Origin of the sequence: Streptomyces sp. RK9 (assembly GCF_045070545.1) — a bacterium.
Taxonomy (GTDB): Bacteria; Actinomycetota; Actinomycetes; order Streptomycetales; family Streptomycetaceae; genus Streptomyces; species Streptomyces alboflavus.
This window is the reverse complement of the sequence record NZ_CP173703.1, coordinates 107335-126412: the sequence shown is the minus strand read 5'-3', so window position 1 is coordinate 126412 and position 19078 is coordinate 107335. Positions and strand designations below refer to the sequence as shown.

Annotated in this window: 18 protein-coding genes; 5 read left to right on the top strand and 13 right to left on the bottom strand. The window is 70.9% G+C overall.

Features of this window, described 5'->3' with window-relative positions:
- Nucleotides 1-172: 172 nt before the first annotated feature.
- The 5 genes from AB6L24_RS00615 to AB6L24_RS00595 all read right to left on the bottom strand — a co-directional run bounded on the left by AB6L24_RS00615 (nt 173) and on the right by AB6L24_RS00595 (nt 4988).
- Complete coding sequence (locus AB6L24_RS00615; protein WP_405650741.1) at nt 173-841, bottom strand: fasciclin domain-containing protein; 669 nt, start codon at nt 839-841, stop codon at nt 173-175.
- Between the two features lie 111 nt (nt 842-952).
- On the bottom strand, nt 953-2593 hold the full coding sequence (locus AB6L24_RS00610) for a molybdopterin-dependent oxidoreductase (protein ID WP_405650739.1): 1641 nt from the start codon (nt 2591-2593) through the stop codon (nt 953-955).
- Nucleotides 2594-2722: 129 nt separating this feature from the next.
- Nucleotides 2723-3490, bottom strand: coding sequence for an anti-sigma factor domain-containing protein (locus tag AB6L24_RS00605; protein WP_405650737.1), 768 nt, complete (start codon nt 3488-3490; stop codon nt 2723-2725).
- Nucleotides 3487-4071, bottom strand: a complete 585-nt coding sequence (locus AB6L24_RS00600) for a sigma-70 family RNA polymerase sigma factor (protein ID WP_405650735.1) — start codon at nt 4069-4071, stop codon at nt 3487-3489. Before AB6L24_RS00600 ends, AB6L24_RS00605 begins: the two co-directional genes overlap by 4 nt.
- A gap of 335 nt (nt 4072-4406) precedes the next feature.
- Nucleotides 4407-4988 (bottom strand): fasciclin domain-containing protein, encoded by a 582-nt coding sequence (locus AB6L24_RS00595; protein WP_405650733.1) that lies wholly within the window; start codon nt 4986-4988, stop codon nt 4407-4409.
- Between the two features lie 489 nt (nt 4989-5477).
- On the opposite strand from AB6L24_RS00595, the gene AB6L24_RS00590 reads away from it, so the two are divergent.
- Nucleotides 5478-6053: a TetR/AcrR family transcriptional regulator gene (locus AB6L24_RS00590; protein WP_405650731.1), complete on the top strand. Its 576-nt coding sequence runs from the start codon at nt 5478-5480 to the stop codon at nt 6051-6053.
- Nucleotides 6054-6350: 297 nt separating this feature from the next.
- Here AB6L24_RS00590 and AB6L24_RS00585 read toward each other — a convergent pair whose 3' ends face one another.
- The 5 genes from AB6L24_RS00585 to thrC all read right to left on the bottom strand — a co-directional run bounded on the left by AB6L24_RS00585 (nt 6351) and on the right by thrC (nt 11565).
- Nucleotides 6351-7292, bottom strand: a complete 942-nt coding sequence (locus AB6L24_RS00585) for a TerC family protein (RefSeq protein WP_405650729.1) — start codon at nt 7290-7292, stop codon at nt 6351-6353.
- A 288-nt stretch (nt 7293-7580) separates the two neighbouring features.
- Nucleotides 7581-8807 (bottom strand): hypothetical protein, encoded by a 1227-nt coding sequence (locus AB6L24_RS00580; RefSeq protein WP_405650727.1) that lies wholly within the window; start codon nt 8805-8807, stop codon nt 7581-7583.
- A 138-nt stretch (nt 8808-8945) separates the two neighbouring features.
- A complete protein-coding gene (locus AB6L24_RS00575; RefSeq protein ID WP_405650725.1) occupies nt 8946-9455 on the bottom strand; it encodes a GNAT family N-acetyltransferase in 510 nt (169 codons plus the stop codon).
- A gap of 177 nt (nt 9456-9632) precedes the next feature.
- Nucleotides 9633-10295, bottom strand: a complete 663-nt coding sequence (locus tag AB6L24_RS00570; RefSeq protein WP_405650723.1) for a lysophospholipid acyltransferase family protein — start codon at nt 10293-10295, stop codon at nt 9633-9635.
- A 187-nt stretch (nt 10296-10482) separates the two neighbouring features.
- Nucleotides 10483-11565, bottom strand: a complete 1083-nt coding sequence (thrC, locus tag AB6L24_RS00565) for a threonine synthase (RefSeq protein WP_405650721.1) — start codon at nt 11563-11565, stop codon at nt 10483-10485.
- A gap of 65 nt (nt 11566-11630) precedes the next feature.
- On the opposite strand from thrC, the gene AB6L24_RS00560 reads away from it, so the two are divergent.
- Nucleotides 11631-12452 (top strand): MurR/RpiR family transcriptional regulator, encoded by an 822-nt coding sequence (locus tag AB6L24_RS00560; protein WP_405650718.1) that lies wholly within the window; start codon nt 11631-11633, stop codon nt 12450-12452.
- 58 nt (nt 12453-12510) lie between these two features.
- Here the strand turns inward: AB6L24_RS00560 and AB6L24_RS00555 are convergent, their stop codons facing one another.
- Entirely contained in the window at nt 12511-13260 is a 750-nt protein-coding gene (locus AB6L24_RS00555) for a YqjF family protein (protein ID WP_405650717.1), read from the bottom strand.
- 354 nt (nt 13261-13614) lie between these two features.
- Between AB6L24_RS00555 and AB6L24_RS00550 the strand changes: the two genes are divergently transcribed.
- A complete protein-coding gene (locus AB6L24_RS00550; protein ID WP_405650715.1) occupies nt 13615-14019 on the top strand; it encodes a hypothetical protein in 405 nt (134 codons plus the stop codon).
- Between the two features lie 51 nt (nt 14020-14070).
- On the opposite strand, the gene AB6L24_RS00545 is transcribed toward AB6L24_RS00550, so the two are convergent.
- Entirely contained in the window at nt 14071-15090 is a 1020-nt protein-coding gene (locus tag AB6L24_RS00545; RefSeq protein ID WP_405650713.1) for a helix-turn-helix domain-containing protein, read from the bottom strand.
- 137 nt (nt 15091-15227) lie between these two features.
- Nucleotides 15228-16085, bottom strand: a complete 858-nt coding sequence (locus tag AB6L24_RS00540) for a hypothetical protein (protein WP_405650711.1) — start codon at nt 16083-16085, stop codon at nt 15228-15230.
- A 312-nt stretch (nt 16086-16397) separates the two neighbouring features.
- Between AB6L24_RS00540 and AB6L24_RS00535 the strand changes: the two genes are divergently transcribed.
- Together AB6L24_RS00535 and abc-f are read left to right on the top strand one after the other, a co-directional pair.
- The gene (locus tag AB6L24_RS00535; RefSeq protein WP_405650709.1) at nt 16398-17213 is read left to right on the top strand and encodes an SDR family NAD(P)-dependent oxidoreductase; all 816 of its coding nucleotides are present in this window, start codon (nt 16398-16400) and stop codon (nt 17211-17213) included.
- Nucleotides 17214-17362: 149 nt separating this feature from the next.
- The gene (abc-f, locus tag AB6L24_RS00530; protein WP_405650707.1) at nt 17363-19075 is read left to right on the top strand and encodes a ribosomal protection-like ABC-F family protein; all 1713 of its coding nucleotides are present in this window, start codon (nt 17363-17365) and stop codon (nt 19073-19075) included.
- The last annotated feature ends 3 nt before the right edge of the window (nt 19076-19078 follow it).

Sequence of the window (19078 nt, the reverse complement as noted above, 5' to 3'; positions counted from 1 at the left end):
CCTTCCGGCCCGGCAGCAGGCGCCCCGTGTGGTCTGCGAGGACGATGCCACGGATGCGGCACCCACCCGAGCACACCCGCGGCGCGACACCTCGAATGGCCCGGCGCGACGAGAGGACATCGGCCGGACCATTCCTCAGGAGCACCCGCCGGCGATGCGCGAGTGCTCGGTGTCAGCTCTTCGGCATCAGGACCGTGTCGATGATGTAGACGTTCGCGTTCGCGGTCTTGACGTTGCCGCAGACCACGTCGGCCGAGCCGTTCACCTTGTACGACGTTCCGGAACCGGACGTCGTCAGCCTGGACTTCTCCAGCGTCTCGTAGGAGCCGCTCTCCAGGTCACCGGGAGCGAGCTTCTTGCCGACCACGTGGTAGGTGAGGATCTTCGTGAGCTGCGCCTTGTCGGCGAGAACCTTGTCGAGGTCCGCCTTCGGGATCTTCGCGAACGCGTCGTTGGTGGGCGCGAACACGGTGACGTCCTCGGCGTTGTTGAGCGTGTCCACCAGGCCGGCCTTCTTGACGGCGGTGACCAGCGTGGACAGTGCCGGGTTGTTCGAGGCCGCGGTGGCGACGGGGTCCTTGGCCATGCCCGCGAAGGAGCCCTTGCCGTTCTTGGGCACGGAGGCGCAGCCCGGACCGAACGGCTCCGCCATGTCGCCCATGTCGTCGGACGGGCTCTTCGGGGCCTTCTCCTCGGCGGCCGACGACTTGGACGAGTCGGACGAGGCGCTGTCCCTGCTGTCGTCCGAACAGGCCGTCAGGCCCATCGGCAGCAACGCGACAGCGGCGACGGCGAGAGCGGCACGGCGGGCACGGTGGACACGGCGGGATGTGGTGTTCATGGATTCGCTCCTGGGGGGATGGCCGCGACACGGTGCCGCGGCGGGATGGTCAGAAAGGTGAGGGGCGTACGAGGTTGAGGGCCCGCGCACACGTCGGCGCCGGGAGAGGGATCAGTCGACGGTGACCACCACCGAGTGCCGGCCGCTCGCCCCGTCGGGGATCGTGCGGGTGCGCCGCGCGGTCTGGACCGCGCCCGTACGGTCGGTCGCCCGCACGGTGAGGGTGTGGCCGCCGGGGGTGGCACGCCAGGGATACGACCACTGGCGCCAGGTGTCCCGGGTGTCCTCGGCGGCCAGGTCGGCCGGCCGCCAGGGACCGTCGTCGACGCGCACCTCGACCTTGTCGATGCCGCGGTGCTGCGCCCAGGCCACGCCGGCGACCATCACCGTGCCCGCCTTCGGCCTGGCGAACGGCTTGGGGGTGTCGATACGGGACTGGGTCTTGACCGGCGCCCTGCGGGCCCAGTCGCGCTTCACCCAGTACGGGTCGTAGGCGTCGAACGCCGTCAGCTCGATGTCCTCGATCCACTTGCAGGCGGACACATAGCCGTACAGACCCGGCACCAGCATGCGGACCGGGAACCCGTGCGTGAACGGCAGCGGCCGCCCGTTCATCCCGAGCGCCAGCATCGCGTCGCGGCCGTCCATCACGTCGTCCACGGGCGTGCCGATGGTCATGCCGTCCACGGACCGGGCGACCAACTGGTCCGCGGGGCCTCCACGGGAAGGGGGCACGACCCCGCACTCGGTGAGCAGGTCCGCCAACCGCACCCCGAGCCAGCGGGCGTTGCCCACGTAAGGCCCGCCGACCTCGTTCGACACACAGGTCAGCGTGATGTCCCGCTCGATCAGCTCGCGCCCCAGCAGGTCCGCGAAGGACAGCCTGGTCGCGCGCGTGACGCCCTCGCCGTGGATCGCCAGACTCCAGGTGTCGGCGTTCACCTTCGGTACGACCAGGGCGGTGTCCACCCGGTAGAAGTCCTTGTTGGACGTGGTGAAGGAGCTGACGCCCGGCACGCGCACCTGCGCGCCGCCGGGCACGGCTCGGGCGGGCGAGGCCGGAGCGGGCAGTTCGACGGCTTCGCGGGAGGCGACGGCCTCCTTGCCCCGCGAGGCGTTGAACGACTTCCCCAGGGCGCCGACCCCCGCCGAGGCGGCCGCCGCGACCGCGGCCGCGATGACGAAACCACGCCGGTTCCACTCGGCAGGCGCGCCCCGGTCCGCACCCGACACGTCCCCCGACGCGGGCGGCGCATCGGCTCGGTCCACGTCGGAGGCCGAGGCGGTGGCCAAGCGACTGCTGAGCCCGTACAGCAGGCCCGCACCGACGACCGAGCCCGCCAACGACGGGAAGGCGTCCCGGAATCCGGTCGAGTCGGGCCGGCCGGTCGCCGCCAGCGCGCCGATCACGCCGAAGAGCAGCACCCCCGCCGCCCCGACGAGGCGTCGCCGCAGGGCGACCAGGCCGAGCACCAGGGCCAGCAGAGCCAGCACGGCGAGAATGCCGAGCTGCAGGACGAGTTTGTCGTTGGTGCCGAACTCCCGGATGGCCCAGTCCTTCACCGGCGCGGGCGTGCGGTCGATCGCTGCCCCGCCGACCGCCACCACGGGGCCCGCCTCCGGCCGCACCGCGGCGGACACCAGCTCGGCGACGGCGAGTGCGGCGAACCCGGCCAGGAGTCCGCTCGTCGCACCTGCAAGGACCCGCCACCAGTCCAGCTGCCGTAGCCGCGCTCTTCGCTCTGTTCTCACGTGGGGTATCCGGTGCCAGCGGGCTCATGGATTGGTCGGCCCCCGAAAGGGCGAGACGGGAAAGCCAGTTGACCCAGGGTCGGGAAGGCGGGATTCGCCCACGTGAAGCCCACGAACCCCGCGGGCGGATCAGGTGGGGAAGTCCATGAGCGCCACGGGCTCGCTGGTGGGCCGGTCCGAGCCCCCGGCCGGCTCCACCGTGAGCCCCATGCCGGTGGCCCGGCCGACGGGGCCGTCCATCAGCATCGCCCGCGTGCCCTGGCCGGGGCCGATGAGCCCTGCCCCGCGCATCGACCCGTCGTCGTTGAACCAGAGTTGGTAGACCTTCCCCCGCGGGGGCTCGGGGAGGTTCGCGGCGATGAACGCGGCCCGGTCGCGGCCGGCCGACACGACGACGGTGCCGCTGGCCCCGTCGGCGAACCTGCCGCTGCGTGACTTGGCGTCCGGGGCGCCGAGCACCGCCGCGAGTTCCTGCGACTGCTCCCGGGCTCGATCCTCCGCCTGGCGGGCCTGATCGCGTGCGTCCTGGGCCTGCTGGTGCTGCCAGAGGGCGGTGCCGCCGAAGGCGGCGGCCGCGGCGACGCAGGCGGCGAGCGCCCACTGGGAGACGCGCCGGGCCCGAAGCGGTGTGCGGCGGGGGCCCGGGTCCGGTTCGGCGCGGGGAACGTCCTGGCGCACGGTGGCGATGCGACGGAGCACGTCGTCGCGCATCCCCCGGCGAGGAGCGGTGGCCACCGCGAGGCCGAGGCGCGCGGCGGTCTCGGCGAGCTCGCGCACCTCCTGAGCGCACACGTCGCAGCGGGCCAGATGTTCCTCGACCTGCGCGCGTTCCTCGTCCTCCAGCGCGTGCGCGACATAGGCGCCGGTCAGCGTGTGCGGGTCGCCGGGGATCGTCATGCGCTCACCCCCAGGCAGTCGCGCAGGCGGATGAGTCCGTCGCGCAAGCGGGTCTTCACGGTGCCCAGGGGCAGGGCGAGGAGTTCGGCCACCTGCCGGTAGGTGAGGCCGCGGTAGTACGCCAGGGCGACGGACTGCCGTTGCAGTTCGGTCAGGGTGCGCAGGCACCGGCGTACCTGTTCGCGTTCCAGGCGCGTCTCCACCTGCTCGCTGACCTCGTCGAACTCCGGCGTGTGCTCCAGGAGGGCGGCCTTGTGCTCGCGGGCGGCGGAGGCCTCCACGGAGCGCACGCGGTCCACCGCGCGGCGGTGGGCGAGGGTGAGGATCCAGTTCATGGCCGTGCCGAGGTCCGGGCGATAGCGGGGCGCGGTGCGCCAGACCTCCACCAGGACGTCCTGGGTGACCTCCTCGGACTGGGCGTGATCGCGCAGCACACCGCGTACGACGCCGAGGACGGGGCCCGCCACGGCGTCGTAGACACCCGCGAACGCCTCCTGCTCGCCGCGGGCCACCCGGGCGACGAGGTCTTGGAGATCAGGCCCCGGTCTCGACCGGGCTCCGATGTGCACGACTTCTTTCACGCGTGATCCTCCAGCACGAATCGCCTTGTACCGATGATCCGTAGCCGAGGACGCTTCAGATTGGTCCGGCCCGCGCCCTGCCCCGGGCATCACACGTTCGCCACAGGCCGCCACGGCCGAGGGGCACCTGCCGCACGCAGTGCGTCGTGCGGCAGGCGCCTGGCGGAGGGGGCCGACGGGCGTGTCCGGGCGGAGGAGTCAGGGCGTCTCACATTCCACCGGGAGCGCTCGGATCGCCGACCGCGTCCGCGTGTCCGGGATCCCTCACGAACCCGACACAGGTGATCCGTGGCCGAGCGGGTGGTGGATTGGCCCGCACTTCTGTGGATCGGCCCTCACATCTTCGGCATCAGGACCGAGTCGATGAGGTACACCGTGGCGTTGGCGGTCTTGACGTCGCCGCACACGATCTTCGCGGTGTCGTTCACCTTGTACGACTCGCCGGAGCCCGAGGTCGTGAGGTCGCTGCCCTCCAGCGTCTTGTACGTGCCGTCGGAGAGCTTGTCGGGTGCGATCTTCTCGCCCACCACGTGATACGTGAGGATCTTGGTGAGCTGGTTCTTGTCGGCGAGGACCTTGTCGAGGTCGGCCTGGGGAATCTTGGCGAAGGCGTCGTTCGTCGGCGCGAACACGGTCAGCTTCTCGGCGTTGTTGAGGGTGTCGACGAGCCCGGCCTTCTTGACGGCCGAGGCCAGGGTCGACAGCTCCGGGTTGTTCGAGGCGGCGGTGGCGACGGGATCGTCGGCCATTCCGCTGAAGCTGCCCGCGCCGTCCTCGGGGACGGACGAACAGCCCGGGCCGAACGGCTCCGACATGTCGTCGGCGTGGGCCATGGGCGCGAGCAGACCGAGCGAGAGAGGCAGGGCGAGCGCGGCCAGGGCCGAGACCGTGACGCGGCTGGTGCGGCGGACACTCATGATCGGTTCCTCCTCGATGGAGGGAGGCCCGGGAGTGGCACCCGGGGGAGGGGGCAGCCGGCCGGGTGGCCGGCGGCCGCGGCGGGCGCGGGGCGTCGATTGCGGCGCGGGGAGCACCGAACCGTCGGCGTCCGTCACATGGGTGATCCGGAGCCACAGGCGGTGCGGATTGCCGGAGTTTGTCCTCCCTGTGCGGGCTGTCGTCCCGCGCCATCCGCACAGGGAGGGCCTCCCGCGTCAGGAATGACCTTCTGCTCCTGACGCACACGGTTGCCGCCGGGCGACCTCCTGGCGGCAACTGCAGACCGCGCGGCGGTTCCACGACCGACGGCTGATACGGCAACGGCCGTGCCTGTGTGGACAGTTCGCAGCAGGGTACGCGCGCATGAGCGGGACTCGCCTGGAGGGAGTAAGACCGGTCTGTCTCCTCCCGCATGCCTCACATTGGCAGCGGCGAGTGCCGCCGTACAGCCCTATTCTGGACAGACGATGCAGGCAGAACTCCCGCCCCGCGAGCGGATCTTGAACGCGGCCTACGAGCTCTTCTCGCAACGCGGCATCCGCGATGTCGGAGTCGAAGAGGTCATGGCCCGCTCCGGGGTGGCCAAGGCGACGCTCTACCGGCACTTTCCGTCAAAGGACGCTCTGGTGCTCGCTTTTCTCGCTCGCAGGGAGCAGCGATGGACTCTTGGGATGGTCGAGGCCGGCGCTCGTGATCGTGGCCGCACCCCGGAGGGGCGGCTGCTCGCCCTCTTCGACGTGTTCGACGAGTGGTTCCACCGGGACGACTTCGACGGCTGTTCGTTCGTCAACGTCCTGCTGGAAATGCGGTGGGGTCATCCACTGGGGCGGGCGAGTATCCAGTATCTGGAGAACATCCGGGCCATCGTGCGTTCCATGGCCGAGGAGGCGGGACTGCGCGATACGGACTCCTTCGCCCGCTCGTGGCACATCCTGATGAAAGGCTCGATCATCTCGGCCGCAGAAGGCGATGCCGACGCGGCCCGCCGAGCCCAGGCGATGGCTCGCAGCCTGATCGAGCAGCACCGCCGACCGCAGGGCTAGGCGCGGGTCTTGGGCCTGCGGCGGGCAGGTTCGTATGCGGTGCAGTCGGGGTTGCGGCAAGGGCCTGGGCCCCAGAGCGGGACGAAGACCCCGAGGGTCTTGTGCCGCTTGATCTCCGTGGAAACGGGGTGCTTGCAGGCCGGGCAGTTGCTTTCGGCCCGCTTTCTGGTCTCACGCATTTTGCCGGTCATGCTTCTACGCTAAGCGCGAGAAAGGTTTTGGGGAAGCCTTTACCTCTACTTTGTTTTTTCATTGTAGAAGTGCACGAATTCCATGACGTCATGGGAAGCGGGCGCTTCAGGGCTCACCGGCGGGCCGCCGGATGCTCAGAACCACGGACACCGTCAGGACGAGGACGATCACCGCGAGGCTCACGGGGGAGGGGATCTCGGGCACGGATTCGCTGATCAGCTTGTGGCACGCCTGGAGGACGAGCTTGACGCCGATGAAGCCGAGGATGATCGCGAGCCCTTTGCTCAGGTAGTGGAAGCGGTCCAGCAGACCCGAGAGCATGAAGTACAGGGCACGCAGGCCGAGGATGGCGAAGGCGTTGCTGGTGTACACGATGAAGGCGTCATCGCTGACGGCGAGCACGGCCGGCACGCTGTCCACGGCGAAGATCAGGTCGGCGGCCTCGATCGCGGCGACGACGGCGAGCAGCGGCGTCGCGACGTGCTTGCCGGCTTCCTTGACGAAGAACTTCGCACCCGCGTACGTGTCACGCACGGGGACGACCTTGCGCAGCAGCCGCACGGCGAAGCTCTTGCCCGGGTCGAAGCTCTCCTCCTCGCCCTTGAGGATCTTGTAGACGCTGTAGAAGAGGATGGCGGCGAAGACGAACAGGACGGCGGTGAAGCGGCTGACCACCGCGACACCGGCCGCGAGGAAGATGCCGCGGAACACCAGGGCGCCGATGACGCCGAAGAACAGCACGCGGTGCTGATAGCCCCGGGGCACCTTGAAGTACGCGAAGATCAGGGCGAACACGAAGAGGTTGTCGACCGAGAGGCTCTTCTCGAGGAGCCACGCGGTGGTGTACTCCGTGCCCGCCGTTCCGCCCAGGACGAGGAAGACGACCGCGCCGAAGGTCAGGGCAAGCCCCACCCACAGGCCGCTCCACGCGGCCGCTTCCTTGAAGCCGATGACGTGAGCGCTGCGGTGGGCCAGCAGATCGATCGCCAGCGACACGACGACGGTCGCGGCGAACGCTCCCCACAGCCAGATCGGCACAGCAAGCATGTGGGCCTCGCAGTGAGTGCCTGGAACGGGCCCCTACACCGAGTCTGCCGTACGAGGGTGGCGGCAGCACACTCGAACGGCTCCTGCGGCTCCTGCGGCTCCTGCGGCTCCTGCGGCTCCTGCGGCTCCTGCGGTTCCTGCGGTTCCTGCGGCTCCTGCGGCTCCTGCGGCTGTGGTGGCGCTCGCCGCAGCACGCTGCCCCCGCCGCGGAACGCCCGGAGTGCCGGGAGCGTGGCGGGGGCAGCGTGGGGACGAGCGGAGTCGCCGGTGGCCGCTACCCGGCGGAGGTCAGATCTTCTCCAGCACGTAGGTTCCGGTGCCGTCGGTCTTGCCCTGGCTGTACTGGCGCATGGCGGTGTCGTCGACCACGCGTTCCTGCCCGACCATGTATCCGTTGGCCTTGAGCTGGAGGCCGATCAGATCGCTGCCGGGGACGTCCCGGTAGACGTAGAACCGCTGGTAGTCGTCGGCGGTGCGGCAGGGGTCCATGCGGAACTGCGCGCCCTCGGACTCGCTGTGGTCCGTCATCGTCGCGCACCGGCCCTTGTAGCTGTTGACGAGCGCGTACTCGGTCTTGCCGTTGCTCTGCGGTCCCTCGCACATGCTCCACGTCCCGCCCTCGGGCAGGCGCGGCCCGGGCCGCAGGCGGAAGTAGTCACCGGCGCCGTAGGTCACCCAGAACAGCTTGCGGTCCGGAGTGCCGATGCGGTACTTGCCCGGCAGGCAGGTGAAGCCGGGCGGCACGGCGGCCCCGCGCTCTCCGTTCCTGGAGGCCTCCTGGCGCTTGTGCGCCCTGTCGGGCGCGGGAGCCTTGCCGGTGGCCCGCTCCTTCGCCGCCGTGCCCTCGCAGCCGAGGATCTCCTGCGCCTTCTTCATGATGCTGCCGGCGGGCACCTGGTCCTCGCAGCGGATCGCGCCCTCCTCGATCGTGGAGAAGGTCGTGTACCGCCCGCCGGGGCGCTCGGTCCACTGGGTGGCATACGTGCCGTCACCGCGGTCGACCCGGTCGCAGTTCAGGCTGCCGTACTCGCCGGTGACCTTCCGGGTGCCCTGGTACAGGCCGTAGTAGCCGGGCTGTGTGAAGTTCCAGGTGATCGTCTGTTCCTCGGCGCTGGTGGTGGCGGTGGTCTTCTTGACGGTGCGGTTCACCGCGGTCTCGGCCTTGGTCAGCACCTCGAAGGCGAACCCGACCGTGACGGTGGTGGACGTGCCGACCTCGACCGTCACCTGCGTCTGCGTGCTGAGCTTCACCGATTGGCTGCCCGTCGAGCCCGCCGTGACGAAGTAGCCCTTGAAGTGCGTGATGGTCGGCTCGACCTTGACGCTCTTGATGAACGGATGCCGCTTGCCGAGATCGGCGGACGTACACGCCTCTCCGGCCCTGGGCTCGCCCGCTGCGGCGGCGGGGCCCGCGAGGGCCGTCACGCCGGCCAGCGCCGAGGTCGCCATCAGCGCGAGCGAGGCCGTGCCCGTGGTGAGGCGGCTGAGCACCGGATGCAACTGTCTGAACCGCATGGTCCCCTCCTGCTGTCGGTGATGGCGGCCGCGACGTCCTTGCCGCCCAGGAAATCCTGCGGAAACGGGGACCGGAACAACACGGCGGAATACGCCATGCCCATGACCGAATACGGACGGGGGCGCCGTCCGGCGTGGTCACGGCGCCGGGGAGCAGAGGGCCTTCGGCCGTCCGTCGACCACAGGCAGACCGGCCACGACCTCGTCACCGGAGGAGCCCGAAGTCGGCTGGAAGCCGAGGGAGTTGTAAAGGCTCGCGGCCACGGCGTTGTCCGGGTGATACGAGAGGCGCAGCTCCCGGCAGCCCTCGCGCTCGGCCAACCACGCCATGAGCGTGCGTACCGCCGCGCGCCCGACGCCCTTGCCCTGCTCGGGGCCGTCGATCACCATCCCCCCGAGCCAGTACGAGCCATCGTCGTCACGCCCCCACATGAGGTGACCCACCACCGTGTCGTCGGCGCAGACCGCCAGGGAGTGCCAGACGCTCTCCCGCGATGACAGCAGCAAGTAGCGGGCCGCCAGAGCGGGCACGTACGCGCGCTGGTCGTCCAGCGGGGCGACGTCCGCGACAGCGCGCCAGTTCTCGTCGTCGACTTCACGCAGGACGACACGTCGCCCCGCCCTGTCGGAAAGCTCAAGAGTGATCATCGCGCTGAGGGTACGAACCACGGACTCGATCCGCGAACCATTTGACCGCTTGCCCCACCAGCACAGACTCCGCCAACGGCTCCCGCGGGCCATGAACTCCCGCGTGCGGACCTGGCTCGGCGCTCGCCGCGCCCACAGTCGTCCCACCACGAGCGGACCTGCTCCACCCCGGTTGTGTCACGCGGCGAGCGCCGCTCGTTCGCCCAACCGCCCGGCCGCCGTGTGCCAGGCGGCCGTCACTGCGGCGTGGGCCTGTTCCGTCGGCGCGGCGCCGTCCCCGGTCAGTTCGAGCGCGCGCCCCACGTGGACGTGCAGGGCGGGTCGGCGCAGCGGTGCCGTGAGCAGGCCGGTGAGCTGCTTGGGCACGCTGCCCGAGGTGATCCGGCGTGCCCCGGCCTGGCCGACGGGCACCACCGGAGCCCCCGTTCGCCGGGCGAGTCGGGACAAGCCGCTGCGGAAGGTGCCGGGTGCCGCTTCCCCGGCGTCCGGGCGGTGGGGGAGACCGCCCTCGGCGTAGATCAACACCAGGTGGCCTTGCCGGAGGGCATCGGCGGCGGTGTCCAGGGCGTTCGCCGCGCGCCGGTCCCGGCGGTGGACGGGTATGTGGCCGTCGCGGGTGAGCGCGCGACCGAGCAGGGGGACGCGCCAGAGCCCGGCTGTCGCCATGACGACCGGGCGGGTCCCGAGGCGGTGCAGCGCGGCGAGCACGACGACAGGGTCGGCCAGTGACGTGTGGTTGGCGACGACGATGCTGCCGGGGGCGAGTTCGGCGCCCGCGTCGGCGGTGATCGTGAGGCGGCCGACGGCGGGCGCCAGGGCTTCGGCGAGGCGGCTGAGCATGGTCGGTCTCCCGGGCTCGACGAGGTGGATCTTCATCGTCGGCCGTCGAGGGCTGCCCGGGCGTGAGTAGGGGCACTCATTTCCGCGCCGTCCGTACCCAGGAGCGGACCGCTCGCCGCAGCGACCGTGCGGAGGTCCGCAGGGCCCGCCCCCCTGCCCCACCAGAGCCTTGGAGCCGCACTCGTTGTCAGCTCAGCGCTGACGCCAGGGCCGTGTGGGAGAGCGCGCGGGCGACTTCGGCGGTGGACGAGCCGGTCTCGACCGGGGTGTAGCCGTCGCGCAGGGACGCGTCCTGGTCCTTGAGCCCGTTGCCGGTGAGGGTGATGACGATCGTCTGGCCCCGGGCGAGCAGGCCGCGGTCGTGCCGGTCGAGGAGCCCGGCGACGCCTGCCGCCGACGCCGGTTCGACGAACACGCCGTCCTTGCGGGCCAGGAGCTGGTAGGCGTCGAAGATCTGCTCGTCGGTGACGGCGCCGATCAAGCCGTCGGACTCGTCGCGGGCGTCGACGGCGCCCTGCCAGGTCGCGGGATCGCCGACACGGATCGCGCTCGCCGCGGTCTGCGGCTCGGCGACGGGCTCCCCGTGCACGAGCGGGGCTGCTCCGGCGGCCTGGAAGCCCCACATCCGCGGCAGTCGGCCACTGCGTCCCGCGGCGTGGAAGGTCCGGTATCCGCCCCAGGTCGCGGTGATGTTGCCGCCGTTGCCGACCGGCAGGCAGTGGATGTCGGGCGCGGCGCCGAGCGCGTCCACGGTCTCGTAGGCGACGGTCCGCTGACCGGACAGGCGCAGCTCGTTGCCGACGCTGTTGACGAGGGCGACCGGGTGGTGGTCGGCCAGGTCGCGGGCGATGCGCAGGCAGTCGTCGAACGTTCCGGCCACCTCGACGATCCGTGCGCCGTAGCGGACCGCCTGGCCGAGCTTGCCCAGGGCGACGCGGCCGGCGGGGACCAGGACGGCGGAGGCGATGCCCGCCCGTGCCGCGTAGGCGGCGGCCGACGCGCTGGTGTTGCCGGTGGAGGCGCAGAGGACGAGTTCCGCGCCGTCTTCGGCGGCCTTGCTGATCGCCACGGTCATCCCGCGGTCCTTGAAGGAGCCTGTGGGGTTGGCTCCCTCGACCTTGAGCCGGACGTCGCAGCCGGTGAGGTCCGACAGATGACGGGAGCGAAGGAGCGGGGTATTGCCCTCGTTGAGGGAGACGGACGGGGTGCGGTCGGTGACCGGCAGCCAGCGCCGGTACTCGCTGTCGATCAGCCCTTGCCAGGATTCCATGACCGGGAACGTAACATCTGTTTCACCCGACGCGTCAAGCTGCTTTTCATGTAACATCTGGCGTCATGGATCCTGTGGTGTCCCGCATCGAAGCCGCCTACCCCAAGCTCCCTCCGGGCGAGCGCGCGGTCGCCCGGATCATCCTCGACGACTACCCTTTCGCGGCCCTCGACTCGCTGCGCACGCTCGCTGATCGGGCCGGGGTGAGCCCGCCGACCGCGTCCCGCCTTGTCGACCGGCTCGGCTTCGGCTCCTTCACCGAGTTCCAGGACATCGTCCGGGCAGGCGCGCAGGACCGGTCACGGCTACGCGAGTTCGCGGCCCAGGCCCTGGACCCGGGCAGCGCCGCACGCGAGCTGCAGGACGGCCTGTCCAGCGCGTTGGCCGCAGTGAACCCGCCCTTGCTGGACGCGGCAGCCGACACCCTCGCGACAGCCCGGTCGGTCTGGGCGCTGGGTGGCCCCTTGAGCGAACTGGCCGCCGACTACCTGGTCCGGCAGCTGGGGGCGCTGCGAACGGGAGCCCGACTTGTCCCGGGCCCCGCGCACGAACGAGCCCGATCGCTGCTCGACGTGACGTCCCAGGACCTCGTGGTCGCCTACGACTTCCGCCGCTACTCGGACCGGACGGCCGCCTTCGTCCGGGCGGCACGCGCACGCGGCGCACGGCTGCTGCTCGTCACGGACGCCTGGCAGTCCCCCCTGGCCGAGCACGCCCAGACCCTCGTCCCCCTGCCCCGCGAGGCCGCCGGCCCCATCGCCCCGCTGACCCACCAGATCGCCGTGACCGAGCTGCTCCTCGTGGCGACGGCGTCCCGTCTCGACGCCACGGCTCGCCTCGCCGAGCTGGACACGCTCACCGCCTCGCTCCAACAGGACGAACCGTAGGCCCCGTCGTCGTCCCGGTCCCCTTGCGCACGACCCGCGCTCCCCGGGGGTGATCGCCCTACCGCTTGATGACCGGATAGCCCATGCGGACCGACACACCGGGGGAGTACAGCACGCTCACGGGTGGCCCGGCACACGCCGGCAGACCGGCAGCGGACACCAAATCATCGTCGCAGTGCAGAAGTTCAGCTCGGTGCAGCGGCCAACGCGGGTGATTGTTGGGCAGGTAGACCGACCGGCCGGAGAACGAATTGTGGATCCCCCAACGGGCGGTGAGGAAATGTTCCAGGGAAGTCGGCTCCTCTATCCGCTCACCGATCCGGACCTTGAGTTGACAGCCCGCTCCGCGAGGCCCCGGCCAGCGGCGACTGCTCGTATAGGCGATTGTGTCGCGGTCGCGGTGAATCGCCATCCTCGCCCAGACGTAAGGGAGTTGAAAGGCGGCGCGGGCGATGGCCACCGGCAGCAGTCTGGCCGCCTCCAGCGAACGGAAGACGACGCCCCTCCGCCCCTGCCGGTCCACCGAATAGAGCCGCACATTCACCTCGGCGAAGGTCCCGAAGTACGGGATCCCCGGCGCCCTGAACCAACCCACCCGGTGCATCCGGAACGCCACAAGGCCGACGTAAGTCAGCCCTTCGTATGTGTCCGGCACGGTTTCCGCGGGCAGGAGCGGTGCCACGTCCGCAGGGTCGACGGCCCAGTGCAGGAACGACAGGTCGAGCCAGGACTGGGTCAGCAACGTACTCGGCACCGTGCGTACCGGATCAGCAGTTATCGGTTCCGGCGAAGCAGCGAAACGCAACATCGGTGTACTTTCGCACAGCCGATGTCCAGGAATCTGCCGAGGTGTTCAACACCACAGGAGCGACGGGGAATTCGCTTCCCGCGCACATCCTGGCGCCCGACGCCAAGCAGCTGGCACGCGGTGCTATCCCCACGCCCACGGCGTCCAGGAAGACTCAGGGCACGGTCTCGGCCGAGCGCTCGTTCGACGAACCGTCACCGAACGCGGTCTGGCCCACCCGCTCACGCGTCGCGAGCGGAAGGCCATACGCCCCGGGGGCGCGAAGCGAGTGGCTCTGTCGGGAGCTTCCGGTGTTGACCACACCACCCGTGATGAGACAGGGGGAACACGTTGCGAAATCTCAAGATCGTTTCGTTGGCGGCATCTGCCGTGCTGCTCGGGGGTGGCATGACCGCCACCGCCGCGGCGGCAGCGCCGGCCGAGGCCTCGGAGTCGCCCATCGGCACAGCGCGGGCCTGCACGGAGAGCGCGCCGCGCTTCACCAGCTGGCCCGGTACCGGCGTCAACGACCCCGCGTTCTGGCCCGCCAGGGGGACCTACGCGACGACCACCACCAGGTGCAACGACATCAACCTGAAGCTGGACAGCCGCCGCGAGGTGAGGACCTGCTTCAAGAGGGGAACGGGCTGGAACTGCAACGGCTGGCGGTGGCTGCCGGCCAACCGCTGGGACGAGGCTGCCACGGACGTGCTTGACGGCACGAAGTTCTTCCTGCAGTTCAAGGGGACAACACGTGTCTCGGGCCTGATCGACTACTGACAACTCACGGCGCACGGAGGGGCGGAGGCCGCCTGCTCGCAGGCCGTGCCTTCAAGGCCCAGTGCGCCGCGCAGTGCCCGCACGCCTCCGTGTCCGCACGGGCACGGAGGCGTGCCGGTACTCGGTGGGGGTGGTGTTGTAGGCGGTACGGAAGGCGCGCGTGAAGTCGGCAGGACGGGCGAAGCCCCAGCGGGCCGCTATGGCGTGGACGGGCCGTGCGGCCAGGCTCGGGTCGGCCAGGTCGCGGCGGGTGCGTTCGAGGCGCTGCCTTCTGATGTAGGAGGCGACGGTGGTTCCGTGGGCGTGGCGGTGGAAGAGGCGGTGCAGGCTGCGCAGCGAGAGGTGATGCGCGGCGGCGACGCTGCCGGGGGTCAGCTCGGCGCTGTCGAGATGCCTGCGGATGAAGTCCTGGATCTGCAGGACCTGCACACGTTGGCCCGTCTCGCCCGCCGATCCGTCCTCGGCTTCGATGACGTGGCAGAGCCATGCGGTGATCAGATCGGTGAGGACGTGACCGAGCCGTCCGGCGTCGGCGGGCCGGTAGGGGCCGGAGTCGGTGGCCGCGGTGGTGAGGAAGTTCGCGAGCAGCCGTCCCACGCCCTGTTGCCCTGGGATCCGGGAAGCCAGCAGGCGGTCCAGGCGGTCCGACGGCAGCGGCACCCGGGCCCGCGGGATCTGCGCCACCACGGAAGCCGCCGGGCCGCGCCGGACGTCGACCGCGCCTTCGTAGGGATGCGAGGTCGAGTACAGCACCAGGTCACCGGCCCGGCAGGCCGCTTCGCAACGCTCCTGGAGGATCCCCTGCTGGCCCCGCACCACGAGCCCCACCGCGTACATCTCGGGGTCGGACCGCCGGATCAGCTGTCGTGTACGCCGCATCTTCAGCGACGCGTACGTCATGGCGGTCACCTGCACCGCGCCCATCTCCGCGGCCCGCAGCGACGCATGGAAGTCCGACGGACGCTCGATGTCGAACTCGTTGGGGATCAGCGCGCTCGCCGTCACGGCACGCCAGGCCTCGACGCGCTCCTCCGCAGGATGACCTCGGCTGTCGAACACGTGCAGCAGCATCACTCTCGTCCCCCCGCCTGCTCTGTACGGTCGAACCAACTCTTCCCGCGCGTGCCCGCGGGTGAGAAGACGCCCCCTGGCCAGATTCGCCGGTGGGGAGTCGCGTCGGGACCGGGATCGTGTGGCAGGGATGTCCGCTACAGGCTCTTGCCGGCCTCGGCCTTGGCGATGCGGTCGGCAAGGAGGGCGGACAGGCTGTGGATGCGGGTGCTCCGCTGCTCGGTCGGGTCGTCCATCTGGTGCGCAATGCCGATGAAGGCGCCCTGACGGAAGATCAGGGAGCGGTTGATGTGCAGCTCGGTCGGATTGTTCTCGGTGTCCGTACCGTCCTGGTCGATGCCCTGGCTCTCGTCGCCCCTCGGCTCCAGCTCCACCTTTCTGGACCCGGGGTCGGACTCCTCGATGTCCTGCACGATGTCGACGTACGCCTTGTGGGCGGCGTCATCGTCCGGGAACGCGATGACGAGGAACTCGGCTCGGTTCTCCCCTTCGTTCTCACCCCGGCCGAAGTCCACCACCCCGACCGCGGTGGCCATCCTGCAGGTCGGTGCCGCCTGGCAGAGGGACAGGCCGGTCGCTGACGTCCTCCTGACGTCCGGAGTCCCGGCCCAGGGATACTCCCGGGCGTCCATGCTGCTTCGGTCCGGAAGGATCCGGCGGACCGTGTCGGCCGTGGGCGGGAGGCCGGCCGCACGGTCGCCGGGGCGTGTCGTGGAGGGGGCTGACGGCGTGCTGCGTGGCGAGTCGTCATCGTTGTCGAACAGCCGCACACCTCCGTAGGCGGCGAGCACGACCACCAGCACCGCCAGGACGATGCCCGCAGCGAGGGACAACCGCCCGGTGCGGGTGTTGTTGACGGTCAGCGGACCACGTGCGGTCCGGCTGCGTGTCACCCCGCTGCCGGTGTGCTGGTGAGAGGGCGCGTGGAGGAGCACGGCGAGCTGCTGGGCGAACTCGGCGTCGCTGCTGATCTCTTCGGTGAGTGCGGCTCGCACACGGCCGCAGGCCCCGGGATCACCCGGCGCAGCGGCCAGCTCGGCCAGGGCGGCCCGTCCCCGTGCGGAGTGGCTGAGCCTGTCCCGTACCAGATCCGACACCGCCGTACTGCCGGCGCCTGATGCCGCGGCGGACAGAGCTTCCGCAGCCATCGCCGCCAGGTCAGGTGCGTCCATCGCAGTCCCCCCATGTCGCCCCAGTCCCGTCATTATCGTCATGCCCTCGACAGCCGGGGCGCGTTCACCGCCCGCCGCTTTCTATGATCACTGTGCGGGGAACCTGAAGCTGACCACCTTCGGAGGCGAACGAGCATGTCGGAACAGCGTGTTGTCCTGGTGACGGGCGGCGGAACGGGAATCGGGGCCGCCACCGCCCGGCTGCTGCGTGCGGAAGGGCACCAGGTCGTGATCTCCGGGCGGCGACCCGAGCCACTGCGCAAGGTGGCCGAGGAGACCGGAGCGCTGGCCCACCCTTCCGACGCCGGGGACCGCGAGGCCGTGCGCGACCTCGTCGAGACGACGGTGTCGGCCTACGGGAGGCTCGACGGCCTGGTGCTCAACGCCGGAATCGGGCGGGGCGGCGCGGTCGGCGACACCGAGGTCGAGGACTGGGACGCGCTGATCCGCACCAACGTCACCGGCCCGTTCCTGCTGCTGCGTGCCGCGCTGCCGCATCTCCTGGAGGCCCGCGGCGCCGTGGTCGCGGTCGCCTCGGTCGGGGCGCTCCGCAACAGCGTCGGCAACGCCGCCTACGCGACGTCCAAGGCGGCCCTGCTCCACCTCTGCGGCTCCCTCGCTGTCGACTACGGGCCGCAGGGGCTGCGGGCCAACACGGTGTGCCCTGGCTGGGTGCGTACGGAGATGGCCGACCAGCGGATGGCGCGGTTCGCGGCGGAGGCGGGGCTTGCGGGCGGCGCCGAGGCGGCGTACGAGGAGGCGAACCGGCTGAACCCCGCCAGGCGGCCGGGTGATCCGGAGGAGGTCGCCGGAGCGATCGACTGGCTCCTTTCGCCCGCCGCGTCCTACGTCAACGGTGCTGTCCTGACCGTCGACGGCGGCGTGACCACGGTCGGTGTGGGCGGCGCCGCCTTCGACCACCGGATCGAGCCGCGCACCCCGCGTCGATAGCGGACTTCGTGCGCCGCACGAGTTGAGGCGAGACGGCTCGTCTTGTTATGGTCGGCGCATGGCTTTCCTTTTCTTCGTCTGAGTCCGGGCACGGCCCCTGTCGCCGTTTCTGCTGCCCTTAGACCCTTCGTATGCCCAGGGAAAGCCCTATGCGCGACCGCGCTCGCACCACCCTGCCCGCCGCCGCACCCGCCGTGGCGCAGCTGTCCGTCAAGTCCGTCACCAAGTCGTACGGCACCCGCGTCGTCCTCGACCAGGTCTCCTTCACCGTTCGACCGGGGGAGAAGGCCGCCGTCATCGGTGAGAACGGCTCCGGCAAGTCCACCTTGCTGCGGCTGCTCGCCGCGGCCGAGACGCCGGACGCCGGGGAGGTCACCGTCGGCTTCCCCGGCGGCATCGGCCACCTCGCGCAGATCCTCGACCTCGACCCGGACCGCACCGTGCGGGACGCCGTCGACCTCGCCCTCGCCGACCTGCGCGACATGGAGCGCCGACTGCGCGCGTCCGAGCAGTGTCTCGGCGAGGCGTCGGAGGAGGAACTCGCCGCCTACGGCGAGCTGTTGACCGCGTACGAGGAACGCGGCGGATACGAGGCGGACGCCCGCGTGGACGCCGCCCTGCACGGGCTCGGCCTTGCCCGGATCACCCGGGACCGCCTGCTCGGCTCACTGTCCGGCGGCGAGCAGTCGCGCCTCGCGCTCGCCTGCGTCCTGGCCGCCGCCCCCGAACTGCTCCTCCTGGACGAACCCACGAACCACCTCGACGCGGCGTCCGTGCGCTGGCTCGAGGAGCACCTGCGCGCACACCGCGGCACCGTCGTCGCGGTCACCCACGACCGCGGCTTCCTGGAACGCATCGCCACCACGATCCTCGAGGTCGACCGGGACGAGGCCGCCGTGCACCGGTACGGCGACGGCTGGGCCGGCTACCGCGCCACGAAGGCCGCCGCCCGGCGCAGAGCCGAGCAGCGGTACGAGGACTGGGTCGAGGAGGTGAACCGTGCCGAGGAGGAGCTGGAGGCCGCAGGCAGGAGGCTCGCCACCACCGGCCGCGACCCGAAGCAGGGCTTCGGCAAGCACCGCCGCTCCAGCGAGGCGAAGCTCGGCGGGCAGGTGCGCTCGGTACGGGAGCGCCTGGACCGGCTGCGGCGCGACCCGGTGGCACCGCCCCCGGTACCGCTCCGGTTCACGACGGCGCTGCCGTCCGCAGCCGGTGGCCCGGTCCAGGGGACACTCGCCGAGCTCGACAACGTACGGGTCGGGGAACGGCTCCGCCTGGACGGGCTCTTGGCGCTCAAGCCAGGAGGGCGCCTCCTCGTCACCGGCGAGAACGGCGCGGGCAAGACGACGCTGCTGCGCGTCCTGGCGGGCGACCTGGAGCCGGACGCGGGCACCGCGCGCCGCCCCGCCCGGATCGGCTACCTCGCCCAGGAACTGCCGGCACGGCCCACACGCCTTCCGCTGCTCGCCGCGTTCGCCGCCGGACGGCCCGGGCCGCCGGACGAGTACGCCGAACAGCTCCTGTCCCTCGGCCTGTTCCGCGAACAGGACCTGCACGTCCCGGTCGCCGCCCTGTCCGTGGGGCAGCGGCGGCGGCTGCAGATCGCGACCCTCGTGACCCGGCCCGCGGACCTCCTCGTCCTCGACGAGCCGACCAACCACATCGCACTCGACCTGGTCGAGGACCTGCAGGCGGCGCTCACGGCGTACCCAGGGGCGGTCGTCGCGGTGTCGCACGATCGCGACTTCCGTGCGCGCTTCGAAGCGGAGCAGCTGGAACTGTGCGCTGGCCGCAGGCCTGACCGGGTCGGGCCCGCCCCCTCGACTCGCTCTGCATCACATCGGCGTCCATCGACCCACTGAACG

Excerpts from the sequence above, each read along its gene's own strand:
- AB6L24_RS00615 (WP_405650741.1), bottom strand. The coding sequence starts at position 841 with ATGAACACCACATCCCGCCGTGTCCACCGTGCCCGCCGTGCCGCTCTC.
- AB6L24_RS00605 (WP_405650737.1), bottom strand. The coding sequence starts at position 3,490 with ATGACGATCCCCGGCGACCCGCACACGCTGACCGGCGCCTATGTCGCG.
- AB6L24_RS00595 (WP_405650733.1), bottom strand. The coding sequence starts at position 4,988 with ATGAGTGTCCGCCGCACCAGCCGCGTCACGGTCTCGGCCCTGGCCGCG.
- AB6L24_RS00590 (WP_405650731.1), top strand. The coding sequence starts at position 5,478 with ATGCAGGCAGAACTCCCGCCCCGCGAGCGGATCTTGAACGCGGCCTAC.
- AB6L24_RS00585 (WP_405650729.1), bottom strand. The coding sequence starts at position 7,292 with ATGCTTGCTGTGCCGATCTGGCTGTGGGGAGCGTTCGCCGCGACCGTC.
- AB6L24_RS00580 (WP_405650727.1), bottom strand. The coding sequence starts at position 8,807 with ATGCGGTTCAGACAGTTGCATCCGGTGCTCAGCCGCCTCACCACGGGC.
- AB6L24_RS00575 (WP_405650725.1), bottom strand. The coding sequence starts at position 9,455 with ATGATCACTCTTGAGCTTTCCGACAGGGCGGGGCGACGTGTCGTCCTG.
- AB6L24_RS00570 (WP_405650723.1), bottom strand. The coding sequence starts at position 10,295 with ATGCTCAGCCGCCTCGCCGAAGCCCTGGCGCCCGCCGTCGGCCGCCTC.
- thrC (WP_405650721.1), bottom strand. The coding sequence starts at position 11,565 with ATGGAATCCTGGCAAGGGCTGATCGACAGCGAGTACCGGCGCTGGCTG.
- AB6L24_RS00560 (WP_405650718.1), top strand. The coding sequence starts at position 11,631 with ATGGATCCTGTGGTGTCCCGCATCGAAGCCGCCTACCCCAAGCTCCCT.
- AB6L24_RS00555 (WP_405650717.1), bottom strand. The coding sequence starts at position 13,260 with ATGTTGCGTTTCGCTGCTTCGCCGGAACCGATAACTGCTGATCCGGTA.
- AB6L24_RS00545 (WP_405650713.1), bottom strand. The coding sequence starts at position 15,090 with ATGCTGCTGCACGTGTTCGACAGCCGAGGTCATCCTGCGGAGGAGCGC.
- AB6L24_RS00535 (WP_405650709.1), top strand. The coding sequence starts at position 16,398 with ATGTCGGAACAGCGTGTTGTCCTGGTGACGGGCGGCGGAACGGGAATC.
- abc-f (WP_405650707.1), top strand. The coding sequence starts at position 17,363 with ATGCGCGACCGCGCTCGCACCACCCTGCCCGCCGCCGCACCCGCCGTG.